Consider the following 22,820-nt stretch of genomic DNA (forward strand, 5'->3'; position numbering starts at 1 on the left):
GTCAACGTTTGGCTGGGATGATCGACGCGATCGAACCGATGGAAGCCAAGCTGGTCGAGGCGCTGCCCGAGGGCGATGGCTGGCAGTTCGAACCCAAATGGGACGGCTTTCGCTGCCTGGTGTTCAAGAAGGGCAGCGAGGTCGCGCTGCACTCCAAGTCGGGCAAGCCGTTGGGGCGCTATTTCCCCGAAATCGTCGCGGGCATTGCGGCGCTGAAAGTCGACCAGGTGGTGCTCGACGGCGAGTTGCTGATCCCGGTCGGCCCGACACTGTCGTTCGAGGCGCTACAGATGCGGCTGCACCCGGCCGAAAGCCGCATCCGCAAATTGTCGGCCGAGACGCCGGCGCGGCTGATGCTGTTCGACTGCCTGGCGCTGGAGGGGCGGATGCTGGCCGAAGCGCCCCTGGCCGAACGGCGCGGTGTGCTCGAAGCGTTTCATGCCGCGCATGGCAACGCGATGCTGCGCCTGTCGCCGCGGACGCAGGACGGCGCGACGGCGCAGAAATGGCTGGATGCCGCGGGCGGAGCGCTGGACGGTGTCGTCGCCAAGCGGCTGGAGGAGACGTACCGGCCAGGCGAGCGGGCGATGCTGAAGGTCAAGCGGCTGCGCAGCGCCGACTGCGTGGTGGGTGGCTTCCGCTATGCCACCAAGAAACGCGAGGTGGGATCGCTGCTGCTCGGGCTGTTCGACGAGGCCGGGCTGCTGCACCATGTCGGCTTCACCTCGGGGCTCGCCGCGGCGGACCGGCCGGCGCTGACGGTGCAACTGGAAGGGTTGGTGGAGGCGCCGGGGTTCACCGGCGATGCCCCGGGCGGGCCGAGCCGCTGGTCGACCGAGCGATCGGCGGAGTGGCAGCCGCTGCGCACCGAACTGGTGGCGGAGGTGCGGTACGACCATGTCAGCGGGCGGCGGTTCCGGCACGGCACCGGGTTCCTGCGCTGGCGGCCGGACAAGGCGCCGCGGCAATGCACGATGGAGCAATTGGGCGAGGAAGCGCGGCCGGCGGTGGTGGAGGCTGCGCTGGCGGAGGTGGGGTGATCTTTCCACATGGAATGAGGCTGGTCGGGCTGCGGCGCTTTCCGGCAACGGTGACACCCCTCCGTCAGCCCTTCGGGCTGCCACCTCCCCTTGCAGGGGAGGATAAGAAGAAATCTAGCTTGCCGATCTACCTGCGATCCTCCCCTGCAAGGGGAGGTGGCGCGCGTTAGCGCGTCGGAGGGGTGTCACCCTCCGCAGTGAACTTCCACGCTACAAGCGTTCATACCTCCGTGGAGTCTTCCGCGCGCCCTTGCGGGGAAGGATGGGTATTGCGAAAAGCGTGCCCATGCACATGAGCCATGACGCCGATGCGCCCGCTGCCGAGACGATCGGCTTCGACCAGTTCCTTGCCGTCGACATCCGCGTCGGCACGATCGTCGAGGCGCTGCCCTTTCCCGAAGCGCGCAAGCCTGCCTTCAAGCTGGTGATCGATTTCGGGCCGGCGATCGGGCGCAAGCGATCCTCGGCGCAGATCACCGAGCATTACCGGCTCGAGGAACTGGTCGGCACGCAGGTTGCCGCGGTGGTGAACTTTCCGCCGCGCCAGATCGGAAAAGTTATGTCCGAAGTGCTCACGCTCGGCTTTCCCGATGCCGACGGCAAGGTGGTGCTGGTGCGCCCGTCGGTGCCGGTGCCGAACGGCGGACGCCTGTTCTGACGAGCGTTTCAGCCGGCGTTGCCAGCCGCCGGGCGAAGGCATAGCCTCTCCGCAAACAAGAAGGGGAGAGAGAAGCATGAAGGGACCGATCCTTGCCGTCATCGCGGCAACGGCGCTGAGCCTGACCGGAGCGGCGCGCGCCCAGGACAGCATCGAAAACAAGATCATCAACGTGCCCGCGCCGGCGGCCTTCACCGTCTATGGGCTGCGCGACACCCCAAAGGCGCGCAAGGACGCGAGCGTGCAGGGTGGGCAGGCGCTGCGGATCGTCGTGCCGGGCGGGTCCGACAAGCCCTACACGATCGGGCTGATCTCGCAGATCACCAAGCCGGTGAAGAAGGGCGACGAGTTGGTTCTCGCCTTTTGGGGACGCAAGGCGAAGGGCGAGGCGGCCACCGCCAAGGTCGCCAACGTCCAAGTCTCACTCGCCAAGGAGCCCTACACGACCGTGTTCCGCGGCGAGGCCGAGGTCGGTCCCGAGTGGAAGATGTTCGACGTGAAGGGAACCGCCGACCGCGACTATGCCGCGGGCGAGATCGTCGCGACGCTGCACCTGGCGACCGGCGACCACACGATAGATGTCGGCCCGGTGTTCGTGCTCGACATGAGCCCGAAAGCGGCCAGCCGGTAGTTCAGGCGCGGACGGCGCTCAGCAGATAGTTGAGCGTCTCGTCCGCGGCGGTGACGAAGCCGCGCGCGGGCGAGAAGGTCAGTCCGGTGCGCGCGGTGACGCGCAGCCCGGCGGCTTCGAGCAATGCGATCAGTTCGTCGGGGGCGAGGAACTGGTTCCAGTCGTGCGTGCCCTTGGGGATGGCGCCGGTGCCTTCGCCGAAGGTGATCATCGCCAGGCGCGAGAGCGCCGTGCGATTGGGGGTGGAGAGGATCAGCAGGCCGCCTGGCGCCAGCGCGTTCGCGAGGCCGGCGACGAAGGCGGCCGGGTTCGTCACATGCTCGATTACTTCCATCGACGTGACGAGATCGAACCGGCGGTCGTGCAGATCCTCGATCCCGCAGGCGAGATACTCGATCGGAAGGCCGGTGGCGGCGGCATGGGCCTGGGCGGCGCCGATATTCTCGGGCGCGGCGTCGAGGCCGGTGACGGTTGCGCCGAGCCGGGCGAGCGGCTCTGCGAGCAGGCCGGCGCCGCAGCCGACGTCGATCGCGGTCTTGCCGGCGAGCGGGGTGAAGCCGGCGGGATCGAGGTCCCAATGCGCGTTCGCCGCGTCGCGGATGAAGGTGAGCCGCGCGGGGTTGAGCCGGTGGAGCATCGCCGAGGAACCGCGCGGGTTCCACCAATCCGCGGCCAGCTTGCCGAAATGCGCAGCTTCGCGGGGGTCAATCGTTGCTTGAGTTGCGTTGGCCATGGAGCCCCCCTATCAGGACGCCCCATCCTACCCAAGTCCCGGGGGACCCGACACACCCATGGCCCGTATCGTGATGAAGTTCGGCGGCACCTCCATGGCCGGGATCGAACGCATCCGCAGCGTCGCCGCGCGGGTGAAGCGCGAATGGGACGCGGGCAACGAAGTGGCGGTGGTGGTTTCGGCGATGGCCGGCGACACCGACCGGCTGGTCGGCTTTTGCCGCGAAGCATCGTCGCTGTACGACCCCAAGGAATATGACGTGGTGGTCTCGGCCGGCGAGCAGATCACCAGCGGGCTGCTGGCGATCGCGTTGCAGGCGATCGGAGTGCCGGCGCGGTCGTGGCTCGGCTGGCAATTGCCGATCCGCACCAGCGACGCCCATGCCTCGGCCCGGATCGAGGACATCGACACCGGCGCGCTGAGTGCCAGCCTGGCCAAGCGCGAAGTGGCGGTGATCCCGGGCTTTCAGGGCGTCGCGCAGGACGAGCGGATCTCCACCCTGGGGCGTGGCGGATCGGATACCTCGGCAGTTGCGATGGCGGCGGCGATGAAGGCCGACCGGTGCGACATCTATACCGATGTCGACGGGGTCTATACCACCGATCCGCGGATCGTGCCGCGCGCGCGCAAGCTGAAGAAGGTCACCTACGAAGAAATGCTCGAGCTCGCCAGCGTCGGGGCCAAGGTGCTCCAGACGCGCTCGGTGGGGCTCGCCATGAAGGAAAATGTCCGCGTTCAGGTGCTGTCGTCGTTCACCGGCGAGGACGCGCCGATGGCCGACACATTGCCCGGCACCATGATCGTCGGCGAAGAGGAGATAGACGTGGAACGCCAGCTCATCACCGGCATCGCGCACGACAAGAACGAAGCCAAGATCACGCTGACCGCAGTGCCCGACAAGCCCGGCGCGGTCGCGGCGATCTTCGGCCCGCTCGCCGACGCCAACATCAACGTCGACATGATCATCCAGAACATCGCGCACCAGAGCTCGGGCTCGGCAAGCGCGACCGACGTGACCTTTACGGTGCCGTCGTCGGACCTGGCGCGATCGATCGAGACGCTGAACCAGGCCAAGGCGGCGATCGGCTTCCAGGATCTGACGCACGACACGCGCGTCGCCAAGATCTCGGTGGTGGGTGTCGGCATGCGCAGCCATGCCGGCGTCGCGGCGACGATGTTCAAGACGCTGGGCGAGCGCGGGATCAACATCCTCGCGATCACCACGAGCGAGATCAAGGTGTCGGTGCTGATCGAAGAGGATTACACCGAGCTGGCGGTGCGGGTGCTGCACACCGCTTATGGCCTCGACGCCGAGCCGGACGCCGCCTGATCCCGTACGGGTCGCGCCTTAGTTCCGCCGCAGCGATACGGTTGATGCGCTGAACGCCATGTCGAGGTTCGGGGGCTAAGCAGGATCATGGCTTCGGCCGCCTATCTCGCCTCCACGCGCATTCGCGAGACGCTGGGCCGGCGCGGCATGGCGATGCTGCTCGCGCTGCTCGTCGAAGCGCTGATCGCCTTGCTGCTGCTGTTCATGGCGCCGGACCTGCCGGGCGTGGAAGACGGCGCGCGTACTACCACTTTCGACGTGAGCACCGGCGACAGCGAGGAGGCCGCCGAGCAAAGCCGGGCCAAGGCCGCGCCCGAGCGGGCGTCGCGCAGCCAACCCAAGCCGCAGCCGGTGCGCCCGCCCGAGGTGCGGCCGACGGCGCCGCCGCTGCCGACGCCGCCGATCGTGCTGCCCGACGGCATCCTTCCGATGACACGGCAGGAATATCGCTCGGCCGACATCGCCAAGCTGCCCTCGCGCGCGCAGGCGCCCGGCGCCGAGGCGGGGTCGGACAGCGGCGAGGCCGGCAGCGGCGGCGGGCGGATGCCGGGCGACAGCGAGGTCGCGGGCAAGGCGCCCAATGGCGAGCCGCTCTACGCCGCGCAATGGTATCGCCGGCCGACGCGGGCGGAGCTGTCGACCTATATGTCGAGCCGGGCGCGAACCTCCGGCTGGGGGCTGATCGCGTGCCGGACGGCCGCGCGCTACCATGTCGAGGATTGCCAGGAGCTGGGCGAATCGCCGCGTGGTTCGGGGCTCGCCGGATCGGTGCGGCAGGCGGCGTTCCAGTTCCTGGTGCGTCCCCCGCGCGTGGGCGGCAAGGAGATGGTCGGCGCCTGGGTGTCGATCCGCATCGATTACGAGATCACCCACGAATGACGTCACGCCGCGCGTTGTGCTTGCCCGCACGCGCTCCAGGCGGCTAGGCGTCGGCCATGACCATTGGCAACACTGTCGGCGCCGAGCGCCTGAGCCGCCGCATGGCGCGCGGATGCGAATTCCTGGGATCGGAGGTCGCCATATTGGGCGGCGCGATGTCCTGGGTGTCCGAGCGCAATCTGGTGGCGGCGATCTCCAACGCCGGCGGGTTTGGCGTGATCGCGTGCGGGGCGATGACGCCTGCGCTGCTCGACGCCGAGATCGCCGGGACCAAGGCGCTGACCGACAAGCCGTTCGGCGTGAACCTGATCACCATGCACCCCCAGCTGTTCGACCTGATCGCCGTGTGCGCGAATCATGGCGTGACGCATATCGTGCTGGCGGGCGGACTGCCGCCGACGGGGTCGCTCGACGCGATCAAGGGGAACGGGGCCAAGCTGATCTGCTTCGCGCCGGCGCTGTCCCTGGCCAAGAAGCTGATCCGATCGGGCGTCGATGCGCTGGTGGTGGAAGGCATGGAGGCCGGCGGCCATATCGGCCCGGTGTCGACCAGCGTGCTGGCACAGGAGATCCTGCCCGAAGTCGCCCATGATGTGCCGGTGTTCGTCGCCGGCGGGATCGGCCGCGGCGAGGCGATTGCGGGCTATCTCGACATGGGTGCGGCGGGGGTGCAGCTGGGCACCCGCTTCGTCTGCGCGACCGAGAGCATCGCGCATGCCAATTTCAAGAAGGCATTCATCCGCGCCTCGGCACGCGACGCGATCGCCAGCGTGCAGATCGACCCGCGGCTCCCCGTGATCCCGGTCCGCGCGCTGAAGAACGCCGGGGGCGAGCTGTTCACCGCCAAGCAGCGCGAAGTCGCGCAGCTGCTGGACGAGGGCAGCGTGGCGATGGCCGAGGCGCAGCTGCAGATCGAGCATTATTGGGCGGGTGCGCTGCGCCGCGCGGTGATCGACGGCGATGTCGAGCATGGCAGCGTGATGGCCGGCCAGTCGGTGGGCATGGTCCGCAAGGAAGAGCCGGTCGCCGACATCATCGCCGCGCTGATGGCCGAGGCCGTTCAGGCCCTGGAAAAGCGCGCCGCCTGAAAAGAATGCCGGCTCGTCGAGGCGGGCTTGCGGCGGGGCGGCTGGTCCCGGGAAAGTGTGTCTGATGTCGCGTACCGTTGCTCGCCTTTGCCTGCTCACCCTGCCGCTGATCGCCGCCGCCTGTGCCGAGCGGGTCAAGCCGCCGGTGGCGCCGCCCTACATGGCGCTGCCGCCGATGCCCGGGCCCAAGCCGACGCCGCCGGCGAGTTCGGCGCCGAACCTGACGCTGCCGCCCAAGCTGGCCGACGGGACCTATGCCACGCCCAATCGCAGCCTGAGCGGCGCGGGCACGGTGTGGCATTTCCGCGTGGCGCTGAACGTCGCGGCGCTGGGCTGCAACGACGCGGCGCACACCGTGGCGAACGGCTATAACGACCTGATCCGGACACGCAGCGCGCGGTTCGCTGAATCCTACACGGCGCTGACGGCGCAATATGGCTCGCTCAACACGCTCGATGTCGCGATGACCCGGCTGTACAATTATTTCGCCCAGCCGCCGGCGCAGCCGGGCTTCTGCGCGGCGGCACGCGAAGTCCTGGCCGAAGTGCCCGCTGTGCCGGACGCCGAGTTTCCCGCTTTCGCGGCCAAGGCGATGCAGCGGCTAGAGCAGCCGTTCCTCGACTTCTACGGCGCCTATGACAAATATCTGGCCGATCTGGCGCGCTGGACGGCGTCGATCCCCAAGGTGCAGGTCACGACCGGCTATGTGACGGTGGAGACGACCGACCTGCCGCCGCCGCAATAGGCGGCCAACCCCCGACAGCAGCGCGTCGAGCGGTCTGACCTCGACCTCGACCTCGCGGGAAGCGTGACTCGCTCGGAGCAGATCCGAGTCCATTATGGCAGCACTCCAAATTGGGGCGTTTTTCCAGCGCGCGTGGGTGGGAGGAGAGACGGAAGAGCATGTCCGGCAAATCCCTTAAAGTAGCCCTGCAAGTTACCCAGAAACCTGGATTCTATTTTTACGCGATCAGAACGCGACTTATCGCATGCGCCATTATGGATAGATGGGAACTGTTCTAATAACCGCGCAGACTTGACTCCCCCTAGACTCAGGCAGACATTGCACCTCGGTAATACCCGACTGCATTGCCAGATGCTCTTGAAAGAGGAGATGAAAATGCCCGACTCGAAACTGAACGTACATCTTTCGAAGAAAGTCGACGACTTGAAGAGCGTTCGAATTACGGGCGCGGCGAAGTCCATCGATCAGATGACTGTCGCGGAACTCGTCTCGATGCGAGCCGGCGGCGGCAGTGAAGTATCCGACAGCTACAGTGTCAATGCATTTACCGACAATGTTTCCGTATCGACATCGTCGCTCGTCGAGCAAGTCGGCCAGATCGCCAAGGAACGCGCGATGCGCGCCGAAGTCGAGGAAGTTCAGCTGCGCGACATTCGCGGCAAGCTCGGCAAGATCGGGACCGTGACGCGACCCGGCGGCTGAACATCCGCCGACGCGATCCAGCCAGAAGGTCTTCGTTGCACCACAGGCGATAGCAGCCGGGCGTGGACCAAGGTTCACGGCGTGTCGCCGCGCGTGACTTTGCTGGGTGGGTGAGCGGTCATCCGATCGACGGGAGCCGATCGGATGACCGCCCTCTTGGTCCCCGTATTCGAGGCGGGTGTTGCCCCGGCAGAGGGGCTCCAGCAGAGGGAGGGCGTGCCCGTGTTGGCAACGTCGATCAGGATGGCGGCGCCGGACCTGGTTTCACTCCAGCGCGCCGGGGAACATCATCTCGGGCTGAGCCTGACCAAGGCCTGCCCGTTGTCGTGCGGACACTGCTCCGCGGCGACCGTTCCGGCCGCGATGCATCCCTTTGTCTCGATCCCGTCGGCCGACATCGCACGCTATTGCGCGGAGATGCCCGAGCTGGCGCGACGGGGGCTGACCAGCATCAGCCTGACCGGAGGCGAGCCGGTGCTGGCGCTCCAGCATGTCGCGGCGCTTTCGCGCGCTGCGCGGGACGCAGGTATCCGCACCACGTTGGTCACCGGACTATATTGGGCAGCCGGCGCCGCGCTGCGCCGCAAGGTGATCGAGGCACTGCCCTGCATCGACAGCTGGAACATCAGCTGGGACCGTTTCCATGCCGCGGAGGTCAAGCTGGCCAATGTGGCCATCGCCGTGCGCGAGATTACCGCGACCGGTGCCGCCTTGACCGTGCGGGTCGCGATCGACGACCCCGCGACCCCTGAGGACGAGGCGATGTACGACGCGCTGGTGGAGGCGCTGCCGGCGGTCGAGATCGTCGTCCAGTCGGTGCGTCCGGTCGGACGGGCCGCCGACCGCGAGGCGCCGGCATCGGGCGACCGCGCCGCGCCCGCCTGGCCCTGCCTGTCGACGGGGCCGCTGGTGATGTCCGACGGCAGCGCCCGCCCCTGCTGCTCCTCGATGATGGACGAGCCGCACCACCCGTTCGACGCGTCGAGCGCGGCCCAGGGCCTGGTGGCGCTCCGCGAGGCGTGGCTCGACGATCCGTTGCTGCTGATGCTGCGCGCGGTGGGGTTCGCGCCGGTGCTGGAGATATTGAGCGACATCGCGCCCGATCACCCACTCACCCAGGGCACCACAGCGCATCCCTGCGACGTGTGCTCGACTCTGTTCGGGGACCGGGCGCTCGCGGGCAAGATCAAGGCCGCGGTGGCGGCCGAGCCGGTCGCCGGACTCGCCCGCGCGGCGGCGCGCGACATCTTCGCTTCGGCCACCACCGCGGGATTGGCCGTGATCAGGGAACAGGAACAAGCCGATGCATGACGATGTGGCGATGCTGCTCGCCGAAGCCCCCGATCCCGCGACGGACATGACGCTGGAGGAACTCGCCGATTTCCAGGCGATCGCCGGGCATCATGTCACTTTCAGCATGACGCTGGCCTGCCCGCTACGCTGCGAGCATTGCATCGTCAGCGCGTCGCCCGACCTGGGGCACACGACCATGCCGGTGGAAATCGCCGAGCGCTATGCCGCGCAGATGCCCGAGCTTGCCGCGCGCGGGATCCGCAGCCTGAGCTTCACCGGAGGCGAGCCCTTTCTGGCACGACGCCAGGTCAAGCTGCTGACCGATGCCGCGGCCGCGGTGGGGATCGGTTGCGGCGTGGTGACCGCGGGCCATTGGGGCAAGAACCGCCGTCTTGCCGACGAACTGGTGGCGTCTTTCCCCGGGATCACGAGCTGGGACGTGTCGATCGACGCCTATCATCTCGACTGGGTGACGATGGAGACAGTGATCAACGCGGTGGAGGCCGCGCGCGACGCGGGAAACCGCGTGACGATCCGCTTCAGCTACCAGGACCCGCCAAGCGATCTCGACCTGGAGATACTGGCGCGGATCCGGGCGGTGAAGGGCGTGCAGGTCGCGTCGCAGCGCATCCGCACCGAAGGCCGGGCAACCGACATGGCGCTGGAGGTCAGCACCAAATACAGCCCGTGGGTGAAGCCGTGCCTGACGCAGGGAATGGTGGTGCGCTATGACGGCAGCGTCGCGCCATGCTGCCTGAACCTTGTCGAGACGCGCAAGCACGCGTTCCAGTTCGGCGACGCGCGCACCCGTCCGCTCGCGCAGGTGCATGACGACTTCATGTCGCACCCGCTGCTCCAGCTGATCCGCACCGTGGGATTTTCCGAGATCTGGCAGTGGCTGCAGGAGGATGGCCTTGCCGAGGAGCTTTCGGGCCCCCTGCCCGACGATGCGTGCGACCTTTGCAGCTATCTGATGCGCAACCCCGCAGTCGTCACCTATCTCCAGGAGCGCTCGGCGGTGCCGGAGATCGAGGCGCGGATCGGGATGCTGGTCAGCCGGCTGTTCGGCGAAGACCGGATGGCGATCCGGCTGGTGGAACGCTGGCGCGCGGACCCGGCGACCCGCCCTTCGGGCCTGGAGGGCTATGAAGATTATGTCGACCAGATCGCCGGACGGGAGCGCGCGGCATGAACATGCAAGGACCGCTGGTGCCGGCATCGGCTGAAATCCTGTTCGTGTCGATGCCCTGGGCGACGACCACCCGGCCATCGATCGCGCTGGGCATCCTCGACCGGATTTGTGCCGAGGCGGGCGTCTCCAGCGCCTCGATCTTTCCCAATCTGGAGCTGGTCGCCCGCATGGGGCTGGCGGCGGCGACGCCGATGTCCGACGAGCGCGCGCTGTACGGGCTGGGCGAGCATCTGTTCGCGGTCGACATCTTCGGTGCCGACGCGCTGGACAGCGACGCATTTCTCGAGCTGATCTGCCGCCTGACGCTGCCCAAGCCGTTCGACGACCGGGACTATGTCGCGCAGCTGCGCGACGAGGTCATTCCGGCGTTTCTGGACGACACCGCCGCGCGGATCCTGGCGGCGAACCCGGCGGTGGTCGGGTTCACGGCGACGTTCAACCAAGTGATGGCGAGCCTGGCGGTCGCGACGCGGATCAAGAAGCTTCGCCCCGACATCGTCGTGATCGCGGGCGGCGCGTGCTTCGACGGCGAAATGGGGCAGGAATGCCACCGCGCGCTGCCGCATGCAGTCGACCACGTCTTCATGGGCGAGGCCGAGGAAAGCTTCCGGACCTTCCTTGCGCTGCGGGCGGAGGGAAAGCCGACTTCGGCGATCCCGGGCGTGACCTGGTATGGCGATGGCGCGGTGCACATCCTTCCGGGCAAGGCGCTGGAGGACATGAACCTCAGCCCGATGCCGAACTACTTCCCCTATTTCGACGAGGTGGAGCGAGTCAGCGCGCGGAGCGGCGTGCAGTTCGACATCGAGGCGCTGCCGTTCGAAGGGTCGCGGGGGTGCTGGTGGGGGCAGAAGAACCATTGCGTGTTCTGCGGGATCAACCGCGACCTGCTGAAGTTCCGCGAAAAGGCGCCCGAGCGCGTGGTCGAGGAGATCCTGATGCTCGCGCATCTGCACGGCGTGTCGAAGCTCACCGCGACCGACTGGATCATCTCGCGCAAGTCGCGGATCAAGATCTTCGAGATGATGCGCGACCAGGATCTGGACCTGGAGCTGTTCTACGAAACGCGCTCCGATCTCGACAAATGGGAAGTCGCGCTGATGAAGGAGGCCGGGGCGCTGCGCGTGCAGCCGGGCATCGAATCCTTCTCCACCCCGGTGCTCAAGCTGATGCGCAAGGGCACCACTGGGCTGCGTCAGGTCCGCTTCCTCAAATGGTCGCGCGAATATGGCGTGAAGCTTTCGTACAACATCCTGTGCGGGTTTCCGGGGGACGAGACGCACTGGTATCTCGACATGATCGAGATGATCCGCAAGATCCCGCACCTGCAGCCGCCCTCGGGCAATGCCAACTTCATCGAGCTTCACCGCTTCAGCCCGCTGTTCGACTTCCGCAAGGATTTCGGGATCGACGCCTATGAGCTTCGCGTCGACTATCGGTTCAACTTTCCTGACGGCATGGTCGACCCGTACAAGATCGGGTATTTCTTCGAATATGAGTGCAGCCGGATCAGCGATACGTCGCTGTACATGGACCAGCTGCGCGAGGCGGTGGCGCCCTGGATCGAGAGCTGGGACGCGCGCGCGCTGCCGCGATGCGAATATGTGATCGGCCCGGGGTTCGTCCAGATCACCGATTCGCGCAGCGGCGAGAGCAGCACGATCACTTTGCGTGGATTGGCGCAGGACCTGTTCCTGCTGCTCGACGATATCGGCACGCGCCACGGCCTGGCCGACGCGCTGCGCGGCAAATATCCGCAGCAGGTCGCCGACGGCACGATCGACGCGGTGATCGACGACCTTCTCGCCAAGCAGATATTGCTGGCCGAGGATCAGTTGCTGCTCGCGCTGCCGATCGCGGTCACGCCGCGCCCGACGCAGGAGCTGCGCCGCTACGTCCTGGGCGATCCCGAGGATGAAGCGCTGCTCGTCGCCGCGGAATGAGCGGCCCGGCGGTCGTCTCGGCCGAGGGAACGCCCGGCGATCTGCTGCGCTTCCAGCGCAACGCGTGGCGCAACATCGTGTTCAGCGTCACGCGACGCTGCCCGTTGCGCTGCGCGCACTGCGTCACCTCCAGCGCGCCCGAACTGCAATTTCCGCTGCTCGGCCACGACGCCGCCGCGCGCTGGGCGACCGAGCTGGCGGCGCTCGCGGAACTGGGCCTTCGCCACATCACCTTCACCGGGGGCGAGCCGACGCTCGCGCTGGGCGAGATCGCGCTGCTGGCGCGTGCCGCGAAAGCGGCGTCGATCGAGGTGTCGGTCGTGACGTCGGGATCCTGGGGCGGCAACGACCGCCAGGCGGCGCGAGTGACCGCGGCGCTCGGGCAATCGGTCGACTGCTGGGACTTCGGCTATGACGCGTTCCATGCCGAGCATCTGCGGCCCGAAAGCCTTGCCCGGGCGGTCAACGCGGTGCTGCCGCTCGCCCCCAGCGTGATCGTCCGCATCTGCGACGACGGGACCGCCGCCACCGGCGACATCATCACCACGTTGCAGGCGCAGCTGGGCGAGGCGGCCGTGCTGATGGTCCAGCCGGTCTATGCGATCGGGCGCGGTGCCGAGACCTTCGGGCTGGACGGCGCCGGGCCGGACCTGGACCTGCCGTGCATGGCGACCGGCCCCTTCATTCGCGAGGACGGATCGACCGGGCCGTGCTGCGCGTCGCTGTCCTACGGGGCGGCGGGACGGCATCCATTCGACTATGGATCGGCGGCGGCCGACGGGCTGGCGGCGGTCTGGCGGCGCTGGCGCGACGACCAGCTGTTGCGGCTGATCCGCCTTGCCGGGTTCCGCCTGCCGCTGCGCTGGCTGGCCGAGGAAGGGCTGCTGGACGACGCCGCGCTGGCGACCGACCATATCTGCGAAACCTGCGAGCATTTGTGGGACGCCGATGGACGGGTAGCGCGGCTGCTGCGCGCGCGCGCGGCCGATCCGGCGCTGCGGCCGCTGCTGGATCGGCTTGAAATCGAGCTGTATGGCACGGTGTGGCGCGAGGCGGTGCGGGCGCCAGTGCCGGCAGCCCGGGGCCACTCGATCCTGGCGGACTGAAGTGGCAGCCTGGGACGCGAGCGACGCTGGCCGGCTGGGCGAGGCGCTGTTGCACGGGTCCGCCGAAATGTCTCCGCAGCACGCCGCCACGCACCGCCTGGGCATCGCCATCGCGCGGCGCGATATGGCGGCGGTTGCAGCGCTCGCGGATCGGGACGCCGGCGCGTTCTCCTCGCCGCTCGCGCGATTGCGGCTGGCGCGCGCGTGCGCGGCGATGGGTATCCCGCCTACGTATGACGAGCGGTGGGCGGCGGTCGATCGCCGGCGGGTCGATGCCGCGGTCGTTCTCGGCCAGGCGGGACACGGAGTCCGGCCTGGATCGGCTCCGTTCCTGTTCGACCAGCCGATTCCGATCGTGGAGGCGGAAGTGGATGGGAAGCGGGGGTATTTCATCGTCGATACCGGCGCGCCCCACAGCGCCTTGTCGCGCGGCTGGTGCGAACGGAGCGGCATCCGTTTCGCACCGGGCGTCGCGCATAGCGTCGAGGATGGAAGCGGTCGCGAGATCGCCGCGACCACTGTGCGGATTGGCTCGCTTCAGGCGGGCGCGGCGGCGCGCGACGTACCGGCGATCCTGTTCGATTTCCCGCCGGGTCTCGACGTCGCTGGCATCCTCTCTCCGCTGGATGCATTCCCGGGGGCTGTCGTGACGCTCGATTATGCCGCGCGGCGCCTGATGATCGGGGAAGACGCCCCGGCGCAGCCGGGGGTTGCGCTATATTGGGAAGGCGAGGTTCCGCTGGTTCATGCCCGGATCGCCGGCGACGATGCCTTCCTGCTGCTCGACAGCGGCGCCGGCGGGGAATTGCTGTGCGAGCACTATGCCCAACGCTTCGCGAGCGGGCCACTCCGCGATGCCACCACCGCCAACGCCGCCGGCGTGATCGCCATCCGCACCGGGCTTGCGCTGCCGCTCGCGATTGGCGGCGAGGCGGCGCGCGCCTGTTCGTTCGCGATCAAGCCGTGCGCCACGACAGGCAGCGACACCAGCCTGATCGGCCGGGACGGTTTCGTGGGCGGCGGCTGGATGGCGGGCCGGCGGATCACGATCGCCGCGGACCGCCTGAGCTTCTGGTTCACCCCGCAGGAAGCACCCTGAAAGGGCCGCCGCGCGTCATCCTCGCGGTGGCGTCTCATCGGGCCGCAGCGTCAGGACGCGAACGCCGTCGCCGGTGACCGCCACGGTATGTTCGAACTGCGCCGACAGTTTTCCGTCGGCAGTGACGACGGTCCATTCATCGTCCTCGGTGCGAACCGTCCTGCGGCCCTGATTGAGCATCGGCTCGACCGTGAAAACCATGCCCTCCCGCAGCGTCAATCCGGTCCCGGGCTTGCCGAAATGGAGTATCTGGGGATCCTCATGCATCTCCTGGCCGATGCCGTGCCCGCAATATTCCCGAACCACCGAATAGCCGGCGCGTTTGGCGTGACGCTCGATGGCGTAGCCGATATCGCCGAGCCTGGCGCCGGGACGGACCGCGAGGATGCCCTTCCACATCGCCTCATAGGTGGTCGCCACCAGCCGCCGCGCGGCGGGCGCCACTTCGCCGATCAGGAAGGTCTTGCTGGAATCCGCAAGGTAGCCGTTCTTTTCCAGCGTGATGTCGAAATTGACGATGTCGCCGTCCTGCAGCACCTCGTCAGTCGAAGGGACGCCGTGACACACGACGGCGTTCCTCGAACAGTTCAAGACGAAGCCATAGCCATATTGGCCCTTGCTTGCCGGCCGCGCCTCAAGCTGGCGGACGATGAAGTCTTCAACCAGGTCGTTGATCTCCATCGTCGTCCGGCCGGCGAGCGCCAGGCTTTCGAGATGCGTAAAGACCGACGCCAGAAGACGCCCTGACTCGGCCATCAGCGCGATTTCCGCAGCGGACTTGATCATATCCCCGACGCCGCGCCGGCATCTGCAGGATCGACGCCGGCCTGTTTGAGCTCACGGACGGCGATTTGCTGGAAGGTCAGCTGCGGACTCAACTCGCACAGCATGCCGATCTTGATCCAGAAGGCCGCCTGGGCGTTGATCGAGCGGCAGGAAACCTTGCTTGCCCTGCGCAGCTGCTCGTGAAGTTCGTCTTCGATGTTGACGATGCCCAAGGTTCGTTCCCGCTATACGTTTCGTATATGAACCGTATCAGCGACAGTCGTTGGCGGCAAGCTGGCGACAACCATGGGAGCTTTAGGCTCGGATGTGGTGCCGCTCCTAGGTCAGGGCTGGTTGCTCAGCCGCGACATCAGGATAGCGGCACGCTTGGCCTGGCGGCGAATGCTGTCCAGATCCACTGTCTCACCCGGCGCATGATCGCCCGTGCTGTACGGCCCCAGCCCCGCCAGCCCGTCGACATCCCTGGCGACGAACGAGATGTCGCCGGCGCCGCGCTTCAGCGGGTCGAGCGCCGCCATCTCCGGCAACGCGAGGTCGCGATTGACGGCGTTCAACTGCTCGAGCAGCCGCGCGTTGCCCGTAGTCGGCGCCATCGCCGGATAGCCTTCGCCAAAGCTGATCCGCGCATCGGTTCCCGGCGCATGCGCGGCGACGATCGCCTCCATCTTGGCCCGCACCCTCTGGGTCTGCGCGTCGCTCAAGGTCCGGAAGTCGCCCACCGCGACGGCCTTGCCCGGGATGATGTTGGTCTTGCCCAGCGCGGTGCCGGTGCCGCTCTCGTCGACCGACGCGGAGGCGCCGCCGGCGATCACGCCGGCGTTGAACGTCAGGTTCGGCTCCGGGAGTTCGCTGCGGAACGCGGCGAGGATCCGGACCAGTTCATTGACGGCACCGTCGCCCTGATCGGCAGTGAAGATCAGCGAGGAGTGGCCGGTCCTGCCGGTGGCGGTCAGCGTCCAGTCGATCGCCGAACGCCGCGCGATCGATCCCATGTCGCGGCCATTCTCGGTAACCAGGCCTTCGAAATCGAGCGCGATGTCGGCGCGCTTGCCCGCCGCGATCAGGTCGGCGCGCGATATGCTGACCGGGCTGCCGGCATCCTCTTCGTCGCCGGTCAGCACGATCTCGATATTGGCGCGCTTCAGCGTGCCCGCGGCCTGCATTGCCCGCAGGGCGGCGAGCATCACGACCATGCCGCCCTTGTCGTCGCCGACCCCCGGCCCTTCCGCCCGGTCGCCGTTGCGGACGAACTTCTGGAACGGCGAGCTCGGCTCGAACACAGTGTCCAGATGGCCGATCAGCAGCAGCCGCTTCGCGCGCGCGTGCCCCTTGCGCACGGCGATCAGGTGCCCGGCGCGGCCGACGGCATCCATCGGGCTCCAGCTGACCGTGAAGCCGAGCGCCTCGAGCTCGGAATGCATCATCGCCCCGACCGCGGCGACGCCCGGCAGGTTGAGCGTGCCGCTATTCTGGTCGACCAGCTTCTGGAGCAGGGCCACCGACCGATCGAATTCGGCATCGACGGTGCGGTCGATCGTCTTCTCCGCCGGTGACAGCCCCGGCCCCGCCTGAAGCGGCGCGGCCGACGCCAACAGCGCCACCGCTCCCATGCGCGCGAACAGCAATCCCATCAGACCCCCCTACCGCTTGCGCAGCTGCAGCCAGGATCCGCAGCCTACCCCGTCGAACCGGGGGATAAGGTATAGCCTCGAAGCGGGCCGCGGCAAATGCGCGCAGAGCCTGGGCCGGGATTTCCGTCGCTCACCGCTGGTGCGGCGCGTCCCCCCCCGACGGGGGAGGATCAGAACTCTACTCCGCCGCGATCAGGGCCACGGTGTCGTCGAGCGGATGCGCCAGGCGACTGAGCATTTCCCTGGGTATTACCTGCCAGAAGTGCGTGAGGCTGCGCTCCCAATCTTCGAGCAGCCCGCGCGACCATCTGCTGTCGGTCGCGACGGCGTGCGCCTCGACCAGACCGCGAAGCTTTGCCTCCCACGCGGCGGAGGCGAGGCGCTGCCAGACGATGTTCTCCGGATTGGCACGGCGATGGAAGTTGCCCTCGGCATCGTAGATAAAGGCCATGCCGCCGGTCATGCCGGCGCCGAAGTTCATGCCGACTTCGCCGAGCACCACCGCGGTGCCGCCGGTCATATATTCGCAGCCATTGGCGCCGCAGCCTTCGACCACGACGTCGGCGCCCGAGTTGCGGACGGCGAAGCGCTCCCCCGCCTGGCCGGCGGCGAACAGCCGGCCCGACGTGGCGCCGTAGAGCACGGTGTTGCCCAGTATGGTGTTGTGCCGGCTTTCGATCTGCGAACTGACCATCGGCCGCACGACGATCACGCCGCCCGACAGGCCCTTGCCGACATAATCGTTGGCGTCGCCGAACACCTCGAGCGTGATGCCCTTGCACAGGAAGGCGCCGAGCGACTGGCCGGCGCTGCCGCGCAGGCGGACATGGACGTGGCCGTCCTGGAGCGCCGACATGCCGAACTTGTTGGTGACTTCGGACGAGAGCCGGGTGCCGACCGCGCGGTGGACGTTGCGCACCGAATAGGTGAGCTGCATCTTTTCGCCGCGCGCGAACACGGGCGCGGCGTCCTTGATCATCTGCGCGTCGAGGCTGTCGGGCACTTCGTTGCGGAAGGTGCTCAAGGAGAAGCGGCGCTCGGCGTCGGTCGCGTCGACCTTGGCCAGGATCGGGTTCAAGTCGAGATCGTCGAGATGCTCGGCACCGCGGCTGACCTGGCGGAGCAGTTCGGTGCGGCCGATCACTTCGTCAAGGCTGGTGCAACCGAGCTTGGCGAGGATCTCGCGGACTTCCTCGGCGATGAAGGTCATCAGGTTGATGACCTTTTCCGGCGTGCCGACGAACTTCGCCCGCATCTTCTCGTCCTGCGTGCAGATGCCGACCGGGCAGGTGTTGGAATGGCACTGGCGGACCATGATGCACCCCATCGCCACCAGGCTGAGCGTGCCGATGCCGAATTCCTCGGCGCCGAGGATCGCGGCGATGACGATGTCGCGCCCGGTTTTGAGCCCGCCATCGGTGCGCAGCTTCACCCGGCCGCGCAGACCGTTGAGGGTGAGCGTCTGGTTGACTTCGCTCAGGCCCATTTCCCAAGGGGTGCCGGCGTATTTCACGCTGGTTTGCGGGCTGGCGCCGGTGCCGCCAACATGGCCGGCAACCAGGATGACGTCGGCGTGCGCCTTGGCGACGCCCGCGGCGACGGTACCGATGCCGGCCGAGCTGACCAGCTTCACGCACACCCGCGCGCGCGGATTGATCATCTTTAAATCGTAGATGAGCTGCGCCAGGTCCTCGATCGAATAGATGTCGTGGTGCGGCGGCGGGCTGATCAGCGTGACGCCAGGCGTGGCGTGGCGCAGCTTGGCGATGAACTCGGTCACCTTGAAGCCGGGCAGCTGGCCGCCCTCGCCGGGCTTGGCGCCCTGGGCCACCTTGATCTCGATCTCGTCGCAGGCATTGAGATATTCGGCAGTCACGCCGAAGCGGCCCGAGGCGACCTGCTTGATCACCGAATTGGCGTTGTCGCCATTTTCATAGGGCTTGTAGCGCAGCTTGTCCTCACCGCCCTCGCCCGACACTGCCTTGGCGCCGATCCGGTTCATCGCGATCGCCAGCGTCTCATGCGCTTCGGGGCTGAGCGCGCCGAGCGACATGCCGGGGGTGACGAAGCGCTTGCGGATTTCGGTGATCGCCTCGACCTGGTCGATGGCGATGGCTTCCTGCGGGAAGTTGAATTCGAGCAAGTCGCGCAGGTAGACTGGCGGCAAATCCCGCACCCCGCGCGAGAAAGCGAGATAGCTAGAATAGCTGTCGGTGGACACCGCGGTCTGAAGCTGGTGCATCAGCTGGGCGGAGAAGGCATGGGTCTCGCCGCCATGGCGTTGGCGGTAGAAGCCGCCGATCGGCAGCGCGGCGACGGCGCGGTCATACGCCGCTTCGTGCCGCATCATCGCCGAGAGATGGAGCGAGGCATAGCCTTCGCCCGAGATCTTGGCGGGCATGCCGGGGAAGAAGTCGTTCACCAGTGCGCGCGACAGGCCGACCGCCTCGAAATTATAGCCGCCGCGGTAGGACGAGATCACCGCGATGCCCATTTTGGAGAGGATTTTGAGCAACCCCTCGTCGATCGCCTTGCGGTGGTTCTTGAGGCACTGGTCGAGCGTGAGGTCGCCGAACAGGCCGCGCGCATGGCGGTCGGCTATCGCGGCTTCGGCGAGATAGGCGTTCACCGTCGTCGCGCCGACGCCGATCAGCACGGCGTAGTAATGCGTGTCGAGGCATTCGCCCGAGCGGACATTGACGCTGGCGTAGGAACGTAGCCCGCGCCGCACCAGATGGGTGTGGACCGCGGCGGCGGCGAGCACGCCGGCGATGGCGGCCTTTTCCTCGTTCTGATGCTCGTCGGTCAGGAACAGCTCGGTGCAGCCGGCGCGCACCGCCTGCTCGGCCTCGTAACGGATGCGCGTGATTGCGGCGCGCAGCGCCTCGGGCCCGCCCTTCGCGTCGAAGGTGCAGTCGATCTCGCCGCACTGGCTGCCGAAATAGGCGCGCAGGCGGTGCCATTGCGCGTTGGTCAGCACCGGGCTTTCGAGCACCAGCACCTTGGAGGTGTTGGCTTCCTTGTCGAGGATGTTGGCCAGGTTGCCGAAGCGCGTCTTGAGCGACATCACATGGCGTTCGCGCAAGGGGTCGATCGGCGGGTTGGTGACCTGGCTGAAATTCTGGCGGAAAAACTGGCTGATCAGCCGCGGCTTGTCCGAAATCACCGCGAGCGGCGTGTCGTCGCCCATCGATCCGACGGCTTCCTTGCCGGTCTCGATCATCGGCGCGAGGATCAGCTCCATATCCTCCAGCGTCTGGCCGGCGGCGACCTGGCGGCGGGTGAGTTCGGCGCGGTCGTAATGCGCGTCGGACGGGCCGTCGGGCAGTTCGTCGAGGGTCAGGAACTCGCCGATCATCGCGGCATAATCGGCCTCGCCGGCGATCTGGTCCTTGATCTCCGCGTCGGTGTAGAGCCGGCCCTCGGCGAGGTCGACGGCGATCATCTGCCCCGGGCCCATGCGGCCGCGCGCGACCACGGTGGATTCGGGCACCGGCACCATGCCGGTCTCCGACCCGACGATCAGCAGGCCGTCGGCGGTTTGGGTATAGCGCAGCGGGCGTAGCGCGTTGCGGTCGACACCGGCGACGGCCCAGCGGCCGTCGGTCATCGCCAGCGCGGCGGGACCGTCCCACGGCTCCATGACGCTGGCGAGATACTTGTACATCGACACATGGCTTTCGGGCGTGTCGTCGCCCGGGGCTTCGGGCACCAGCATCAGCTTGGCCGTGGGCGCATCGCGGCCGGAGCGGCAGATCGCCTCGAACACCGCGTCGAGCGCGGCGGTGTCGGACGCGCCGGCCGGGATCACCGGCTTGATGTCCTCGCTCTGCTCTCCAAACGCGATGCTGGCCATCTTGATCTCGTGGCTGAGCATCCAGTTCTTGTTGCCGCGAACCGTGTTGATCTCGCCATTGTGCGCAAGGCAGCGGAACGGCTGAGCGAGCCACCATTGCGGGAAGGTGTTGGTCGAGTAACGCTGGTGGAAGATCGCCACGCGGCTGGTGAAGCGTTCGTCCTTGAGGTCTGGGTAGAACTCGCTGAGCGATTCCGCGAGGAACAGCCCCTTGTAGATGATCGAGCGGGCCGACAGCGAGCAGATGTAGAAGCCGCCGACCTGCGCCGCGATCACGCGCTTTTCGATGCGGCGGCGGATCAGGTACAGGTTCTTCTCGAACTCGGCCTCGTCCTGCGCGTCGGGTAGCGGGCCCGCGATCATGATCTGCTCGATCTCGGGGCGCGTCGCCTGCGCCTTCAGGCCGATCACCGACACATCGACCGGCACCTGGCGCCAGCCATAGATGGTGTAGCCGGCCTCGATGATCTCGCTCTCGACGATGGTGCGGCAGGTCTCCTGCGCGCCCAGATCGGTGCGCGGGAGGAAGATCATGCCGACCGCCAGGCGGTTGGGCAGCACGCGGTGCCCGCCCATCGCGATCGCATCGTCGAAGAAGCGCACCGGAAGATCGACGTGCAGCCCGGCGCCGTCGCCGGTCTTGCCATCGGCATCGACCGCGCCGCGGTGCCACACCGCCTTGAGCGCATCGATCGCCGATTGGACGACGCGGCGCGAGGCGACGCCGTCGGTCGCCGCGATCAGCCCGACGCCACAGGCATCGCCTTCAAATTCGGGGCGGTACATGCCCTCGCGGGCAAGGCGGTCACGTTCGGCGTGCAGATCGGTCATAAGCGAGGTTCCGCGGCGTTGGGAGCGGGAAGGCTGCCAAGAAACTTTTCGGCATCTTCCTGAATGTGACTCATCGAGCGCGTCATCAGGTCCCGCTGCCAGGCGAGAATGTCGGGATCGCTCATGATCGTGTACGACGCAGTCATGTACGCGTGCCCGGTGGGCGTTTCGAAGAAGGCGCGGATTTCGGCGAGCTGCTTTACGTCGAAGCGGCGCGCATACGCGCCTGCCATCGCTTCAACCATCCCCGGCATGCCGGTCCGCAGCGATGCAATGCTGCGATCCTCCTGTGCCTTCATGAAACGGCGGAACGCGTCCTTGACCTTGGGATCCTTGCCCATCGCATCGTTGAACCCGGGCACTTGCTCCATCGACTGACGGATATTGCCCATGATCGGGCGGATCATGCCTTCGATCATCTGATCGCGCTGGGCCGCGGGCAGCATGAGCTCGATCAGGTTGCGTGCGGCGGTGAGCCGCGCGGGATCCGGGGCGGTCCGGGCAGGCGCGACTACGCTCTGCGCCTGCGCTGCGACCGGCAGCGCGAGCGGGGCAAGCAGCAGCGCAAGCGCAACGCGGCGCGCGCTCACTTCTTGCCCTTCAGGAACTCCGCGGCGGACTGCGCCGCGAGCGTCTTCATGCGGGCTTCGTTGGCGGCGATCAGACGGCTGGACCATACCTGGCTGGCGGCGGTGATCTTGGGGTTGAGCGCCTGCAGCTTCTGTGCCGCCGGGCTGCCGCCGAACGCCAGCAGCGCGGGATAATCCTCGGGGGTGAGCGAGCGCATCAGCGACGCCATCGCCGCCTGCTGCATCTGCTCCTGACTCTGGTCTGGCTTGTCTCCAATCGAGCGGTACATCTGCGCCGCCATCTTGCGCCCGGTGGCACTTTCCAGAAACGTGCGTGCGTCGGTGATCTCGGGCGCGGTCATGTCGGCCTGGATCAGCTGCGACACGTCGCCACGCAGGGCGGGCAGCTCGGCCTTCATGACCTTGAGAAACTCGGTGCGCACCTGCCCCGCGACATGCTCCTTCATGCCCGGATTGGCGGCGTACAGCTTCTGCGTGGCGGGGTCATTCGCCAGCTGCTGCTCCATGCCATAGGTGAAGGCGCGCCCGGCGACGTCCATCATCGCGGCGTCGGCGAGCATCACCGCGACCAGCCGGTCGGCCTCGGGTCTGGCGCTGCTCGCCTGGAGCACGGCACCGGCCTGAACCGGGGCAGGCACCAGGGCTGCGGCCCCCATCATGATTGCGGCGAACATTGTCTTCATGTCG

At 67.4% G+C, this 22,820-nt stretch carries 20 protein-coding genes; 13 read left to right on the forward strand and 7 right to left on the reverse strand.

The features are described 5' to 3' along the window. Positions 1 to 17: 17 nt before the first annotated feature. The 3 genes from LZ586_RS09730 (at position 18) to LZ586_RS09740 (ending at position 2,329) form a co-directional block, all read left to right on the forward strand. Positions 18 to 1,040 (forward strand): ATP-dependent DNA ligase, encoded by a 1,023-nt coding sequence (locus tag LZ586_RS09730; protein WP_235076101.1) that lies wholly within the window; start codon positions 18 to 20, stop codon positions 1,038 to 1,040. Between the two features lie 286 nt (positions 1,041 to 1,326). Beyond that, complete coding sequence (locus LZ586_RS09735) at positions 1,327 to 1,698, forward strand: tRNA-binding protein (protein WP_235079775.1); 372 nt, start codon at positions 1,327 to 1,329, stop codon at positions 1,696 to 1,698. Between the two features lie 76 nt (positions 1,699 to 1,774). Continuing rightward, positions 1,775 to 2,329: a hypothetical protein gene (locus LZ586_RS09740; protein ID WP_235076102.1), complete on the forward strand. Its 555-nt coding sequence runs from the start codon at positions 1,775 to 1,777 to the stop codon at positions 2,327 to 2,329. 1 nt (position 2,330) lies between these two features. Here the strand turns inward: LZ586_RS09740 and ubiG are convergent, their stop codons facing one another. After that, positions 2,331 to 3,062 (reverse strand): bifunctional 2-polyprenyl-6-hydroxyphenol methylase/3-demethylubiquinol 3-O-methyltransferase UbiG, encoded by a 732-nt coding sequence (ubiG, locus tag LZ586_RS09745; protein WP_235076103.1) that lies wholly within the window; start codon positions 3,060 to 3,062, stop codon positions 2,331 to 2,333. Positions 3,063 to 3,120: 58 nt separating this feature from the next. Between ubiG and LZ586_RS09750 the strand changes: the two genes are divergently transcribed. The 10 genes from LZ586_RS09750 (at position 3,121) to LZ586_RS09795 (ending at position 14,439) form a co-directional block, all read left to right on the forward strand. Then, complete coding sequence (locus LZ586_RS09750) at positions 3,121 to 4,392, forward strand: aspartate kinase (protein ID WP_235076104.1); 1,272 nt, start codon at positions 3,121 to 3,123, stop codon at positions 4,390 to 4,392. Positions 4,393 to 4,479: 87 nt separating this feature from the next. Beyond that, entirely contained in the window at positions 4,480 to 5,271 is a 792-nt protein-coding gene (locus tag LZ586_RS09755; RefSeq protein ID WP_235076105.1) for a hypothetical protein, read from the forward strand. A 101-nt stretch (positions 5,272 to 5,372) separates the two neighbouring features. Further along, complete coding sequence (locus LZ586_RS09760) at positions 5,373 to 6,359, forward strand: NAD(P)H-dependent flavin oxidoreductase (RefSeq protein ID WP_413777336.1); 987 nt, start codon at positions 5,373 to 5,375, stop codon at positions 6,357 to 6,359. A gap of 64 nt (positions 6,360 to 6,423) precedes the next feature. Next, positions 6,424 to 7,104, forward strand: a complete 681-nt coding sequence (locus LZ586_RS09765) for a hypothetical protein (protein WP_235076107.1) — start codon at positions 6,424 to 6,426, stop codon at positions 7,102 to 7,104. Between the two features lie 369 nt (positions 7,105 to 7,473). Further along, positions 7,474 to 7,806 carry a hypothetical protein gene (locus LZ586_RS09770; RefSeq protein WP_235076108.1) on the forward strand — a complete coding sequence of 111 codons (333 nt, stop codon included), beginning with the start codon at positions 7,474 to 7,476 and terminating at the stop codon, positions 7,804 to 7,806. A 144-nt stretch (positions 7,807 to 7,950) separates the two neighbouring features. Beyond that, positions 7,951 to 9,117 (forward strand): hypothetical protein, encoded by a 1,167-nt coding sequence (locus LZ586_RS09775; protein ID WP_235076109.1) that lies wholly within the window; start codon positions 7,951 to 7,953, stop codon positions 9,115 to 9,117. Continuing rightward, on the forward strand, positions 9,110 to 10,291 hold the full coding sequence (locus LZ586_RS09780; protein ID WP_235076110.1) for a radical SAM/SPASM domain-containing protein: 1,182 nt from the start codon (positions 9,110 to 9,112) through the stop codon (positions 10,289 to 10,291). The genes LZ586_RS09775 and LZ586_RS09780 overlap by 8 nt, the downstream gene beginning before the upstream one ends. Next, positions 10,288 to 12,234 carry a RiPP maturation radical SAM C-methyltransferase gene (locus LZ586_RS09785; protein ID WP_235076111.1) on the forward strand — a complete coding sequence of 649 codons (1,947 nt, stop codon included), beginning with the start codon at positions 10,288 to 10,290 and terminating at the stop codon, positions 12,232 to 12,234. The genes LZ586_RS09780 and LZ586_RS09785 overlap by 4 nt, the downstream gene beginning before the upstream one ends. Beyond that, a complete protein-coding gene (locus LZ586_RS09790; RefSeq protein WP_235076112.1) occupies positions 12,231 to 13,340 on the forward strand; it encodes a radical SAM protein in 1,110 nt (369 codons plus the stop codon). The genes LZ586_RS09785 and LZ586_RS09790 overlap by 4 nt, the downstream gene beginning before the upstream one ends. Before the next feature lies 1 nt (position 13,341). Further along, positions 13,342 to 14,439, forward strand: coding sequence for a retropepsin-like aspartic protease (locus LZ586_RS09795; protein ID WP_235076113.1), 1,098 nt, complete (start codon positions 13,342 to 13,344; stop codon positions 14,437 to 14,439). A 15-nt stretch (positions 14,440 to 14,454) separates the two neighbouring features. Here LZ586_RS09795 and map read toward each other — a convergent pair whose 3' ends face one another. The 6 genes from map to LZ586_RS09825 form a co-directional block, all read right to left on the reverse strand. Continuing rightward, entirely contained in the window at positions 14,455 to 15,225 is a 771-nt protein-coding gene (gene map, locus LZ586_RS09800) for a type I methionyl aminopeptidase (protein ID WP_235076114.1), read from the reverse strand. Continuing rightward, positions 15,222 to 15,437, reverse strand: coding sequence for a ParD-like family protein (locus LZ586_RS09805; protein WP_235076115.1), 216 nt, complete (start codon positions 15,435 to 15,437; stop codon positions 15,222 to 15,224). The genes map and LZ586_RS09805 overlap by 4 nt, the downstream gene beginning before the upstream one ends. Positions 15,438 to 15,548: 111 nt before the next feature. Next, complete coding sequence (locus tag LZ586_RS09810) at positions 15,549 to 16,856, reverse strand: M20/M25/M40 family metallo-hydrolase (RefSeq protein WP_235076116.1); 1,308 nt, start codon at positions 16,854 to 16,856, stop codon at positions 15,549 to 15,551. Positions 16,857 to 17,034: 178 nt separating this feature from the next. Continuing rightward, a complete protein-coding gene (gene gltB / locus LZ586_RS09815) occupies positions 17,035 to 21,543 on the reverse strand; it encodes a glutamate synthase large subunit (RefSeq protein WP_235076117.1) in 4,509 nt (1,502 codons plus the stop codon). After that, a complete protein-coding gene (locus LZ586_RS09820; RefSeq protein WP_235076118.1) occupies positions 21,540 to 22,133 on the reverse strand; it encodes a DUF2059 domain-containing protein in 594 nt (197 codons plus the stop codon). Before LZ586_RS09820 ends, gltB begins: the two co-directional genes overlap by 4 nt. Beyond that, positions 22,130 to 22,816, reverse strand: a complete 687-nt coding sequence (locus tag LZ586_RS09825) for a DUF2059 domain-containing protein (RefSeq protein WP_235076119.1) — start codon at positions 22,814 to 22,816, stop codon at positions 22,130 to 22,132. Before LZ586_RS09825 ends, LZ586_RS09820 begins: the two co-directional genes overlap by 4 nt. Positions 22,817 to 22,820: the final 4 nt, after the last annotated feature.

Origin of the sequence: Sphingomonas sp. S2-65, assembly GCF_021513175.1 — a bacterium.
Lineage (GTDB): Bacteria > Pseudomonadota > Alphaproteobacteria > Sphingomonadales > Sphingomonadaceae > Sphingomonas.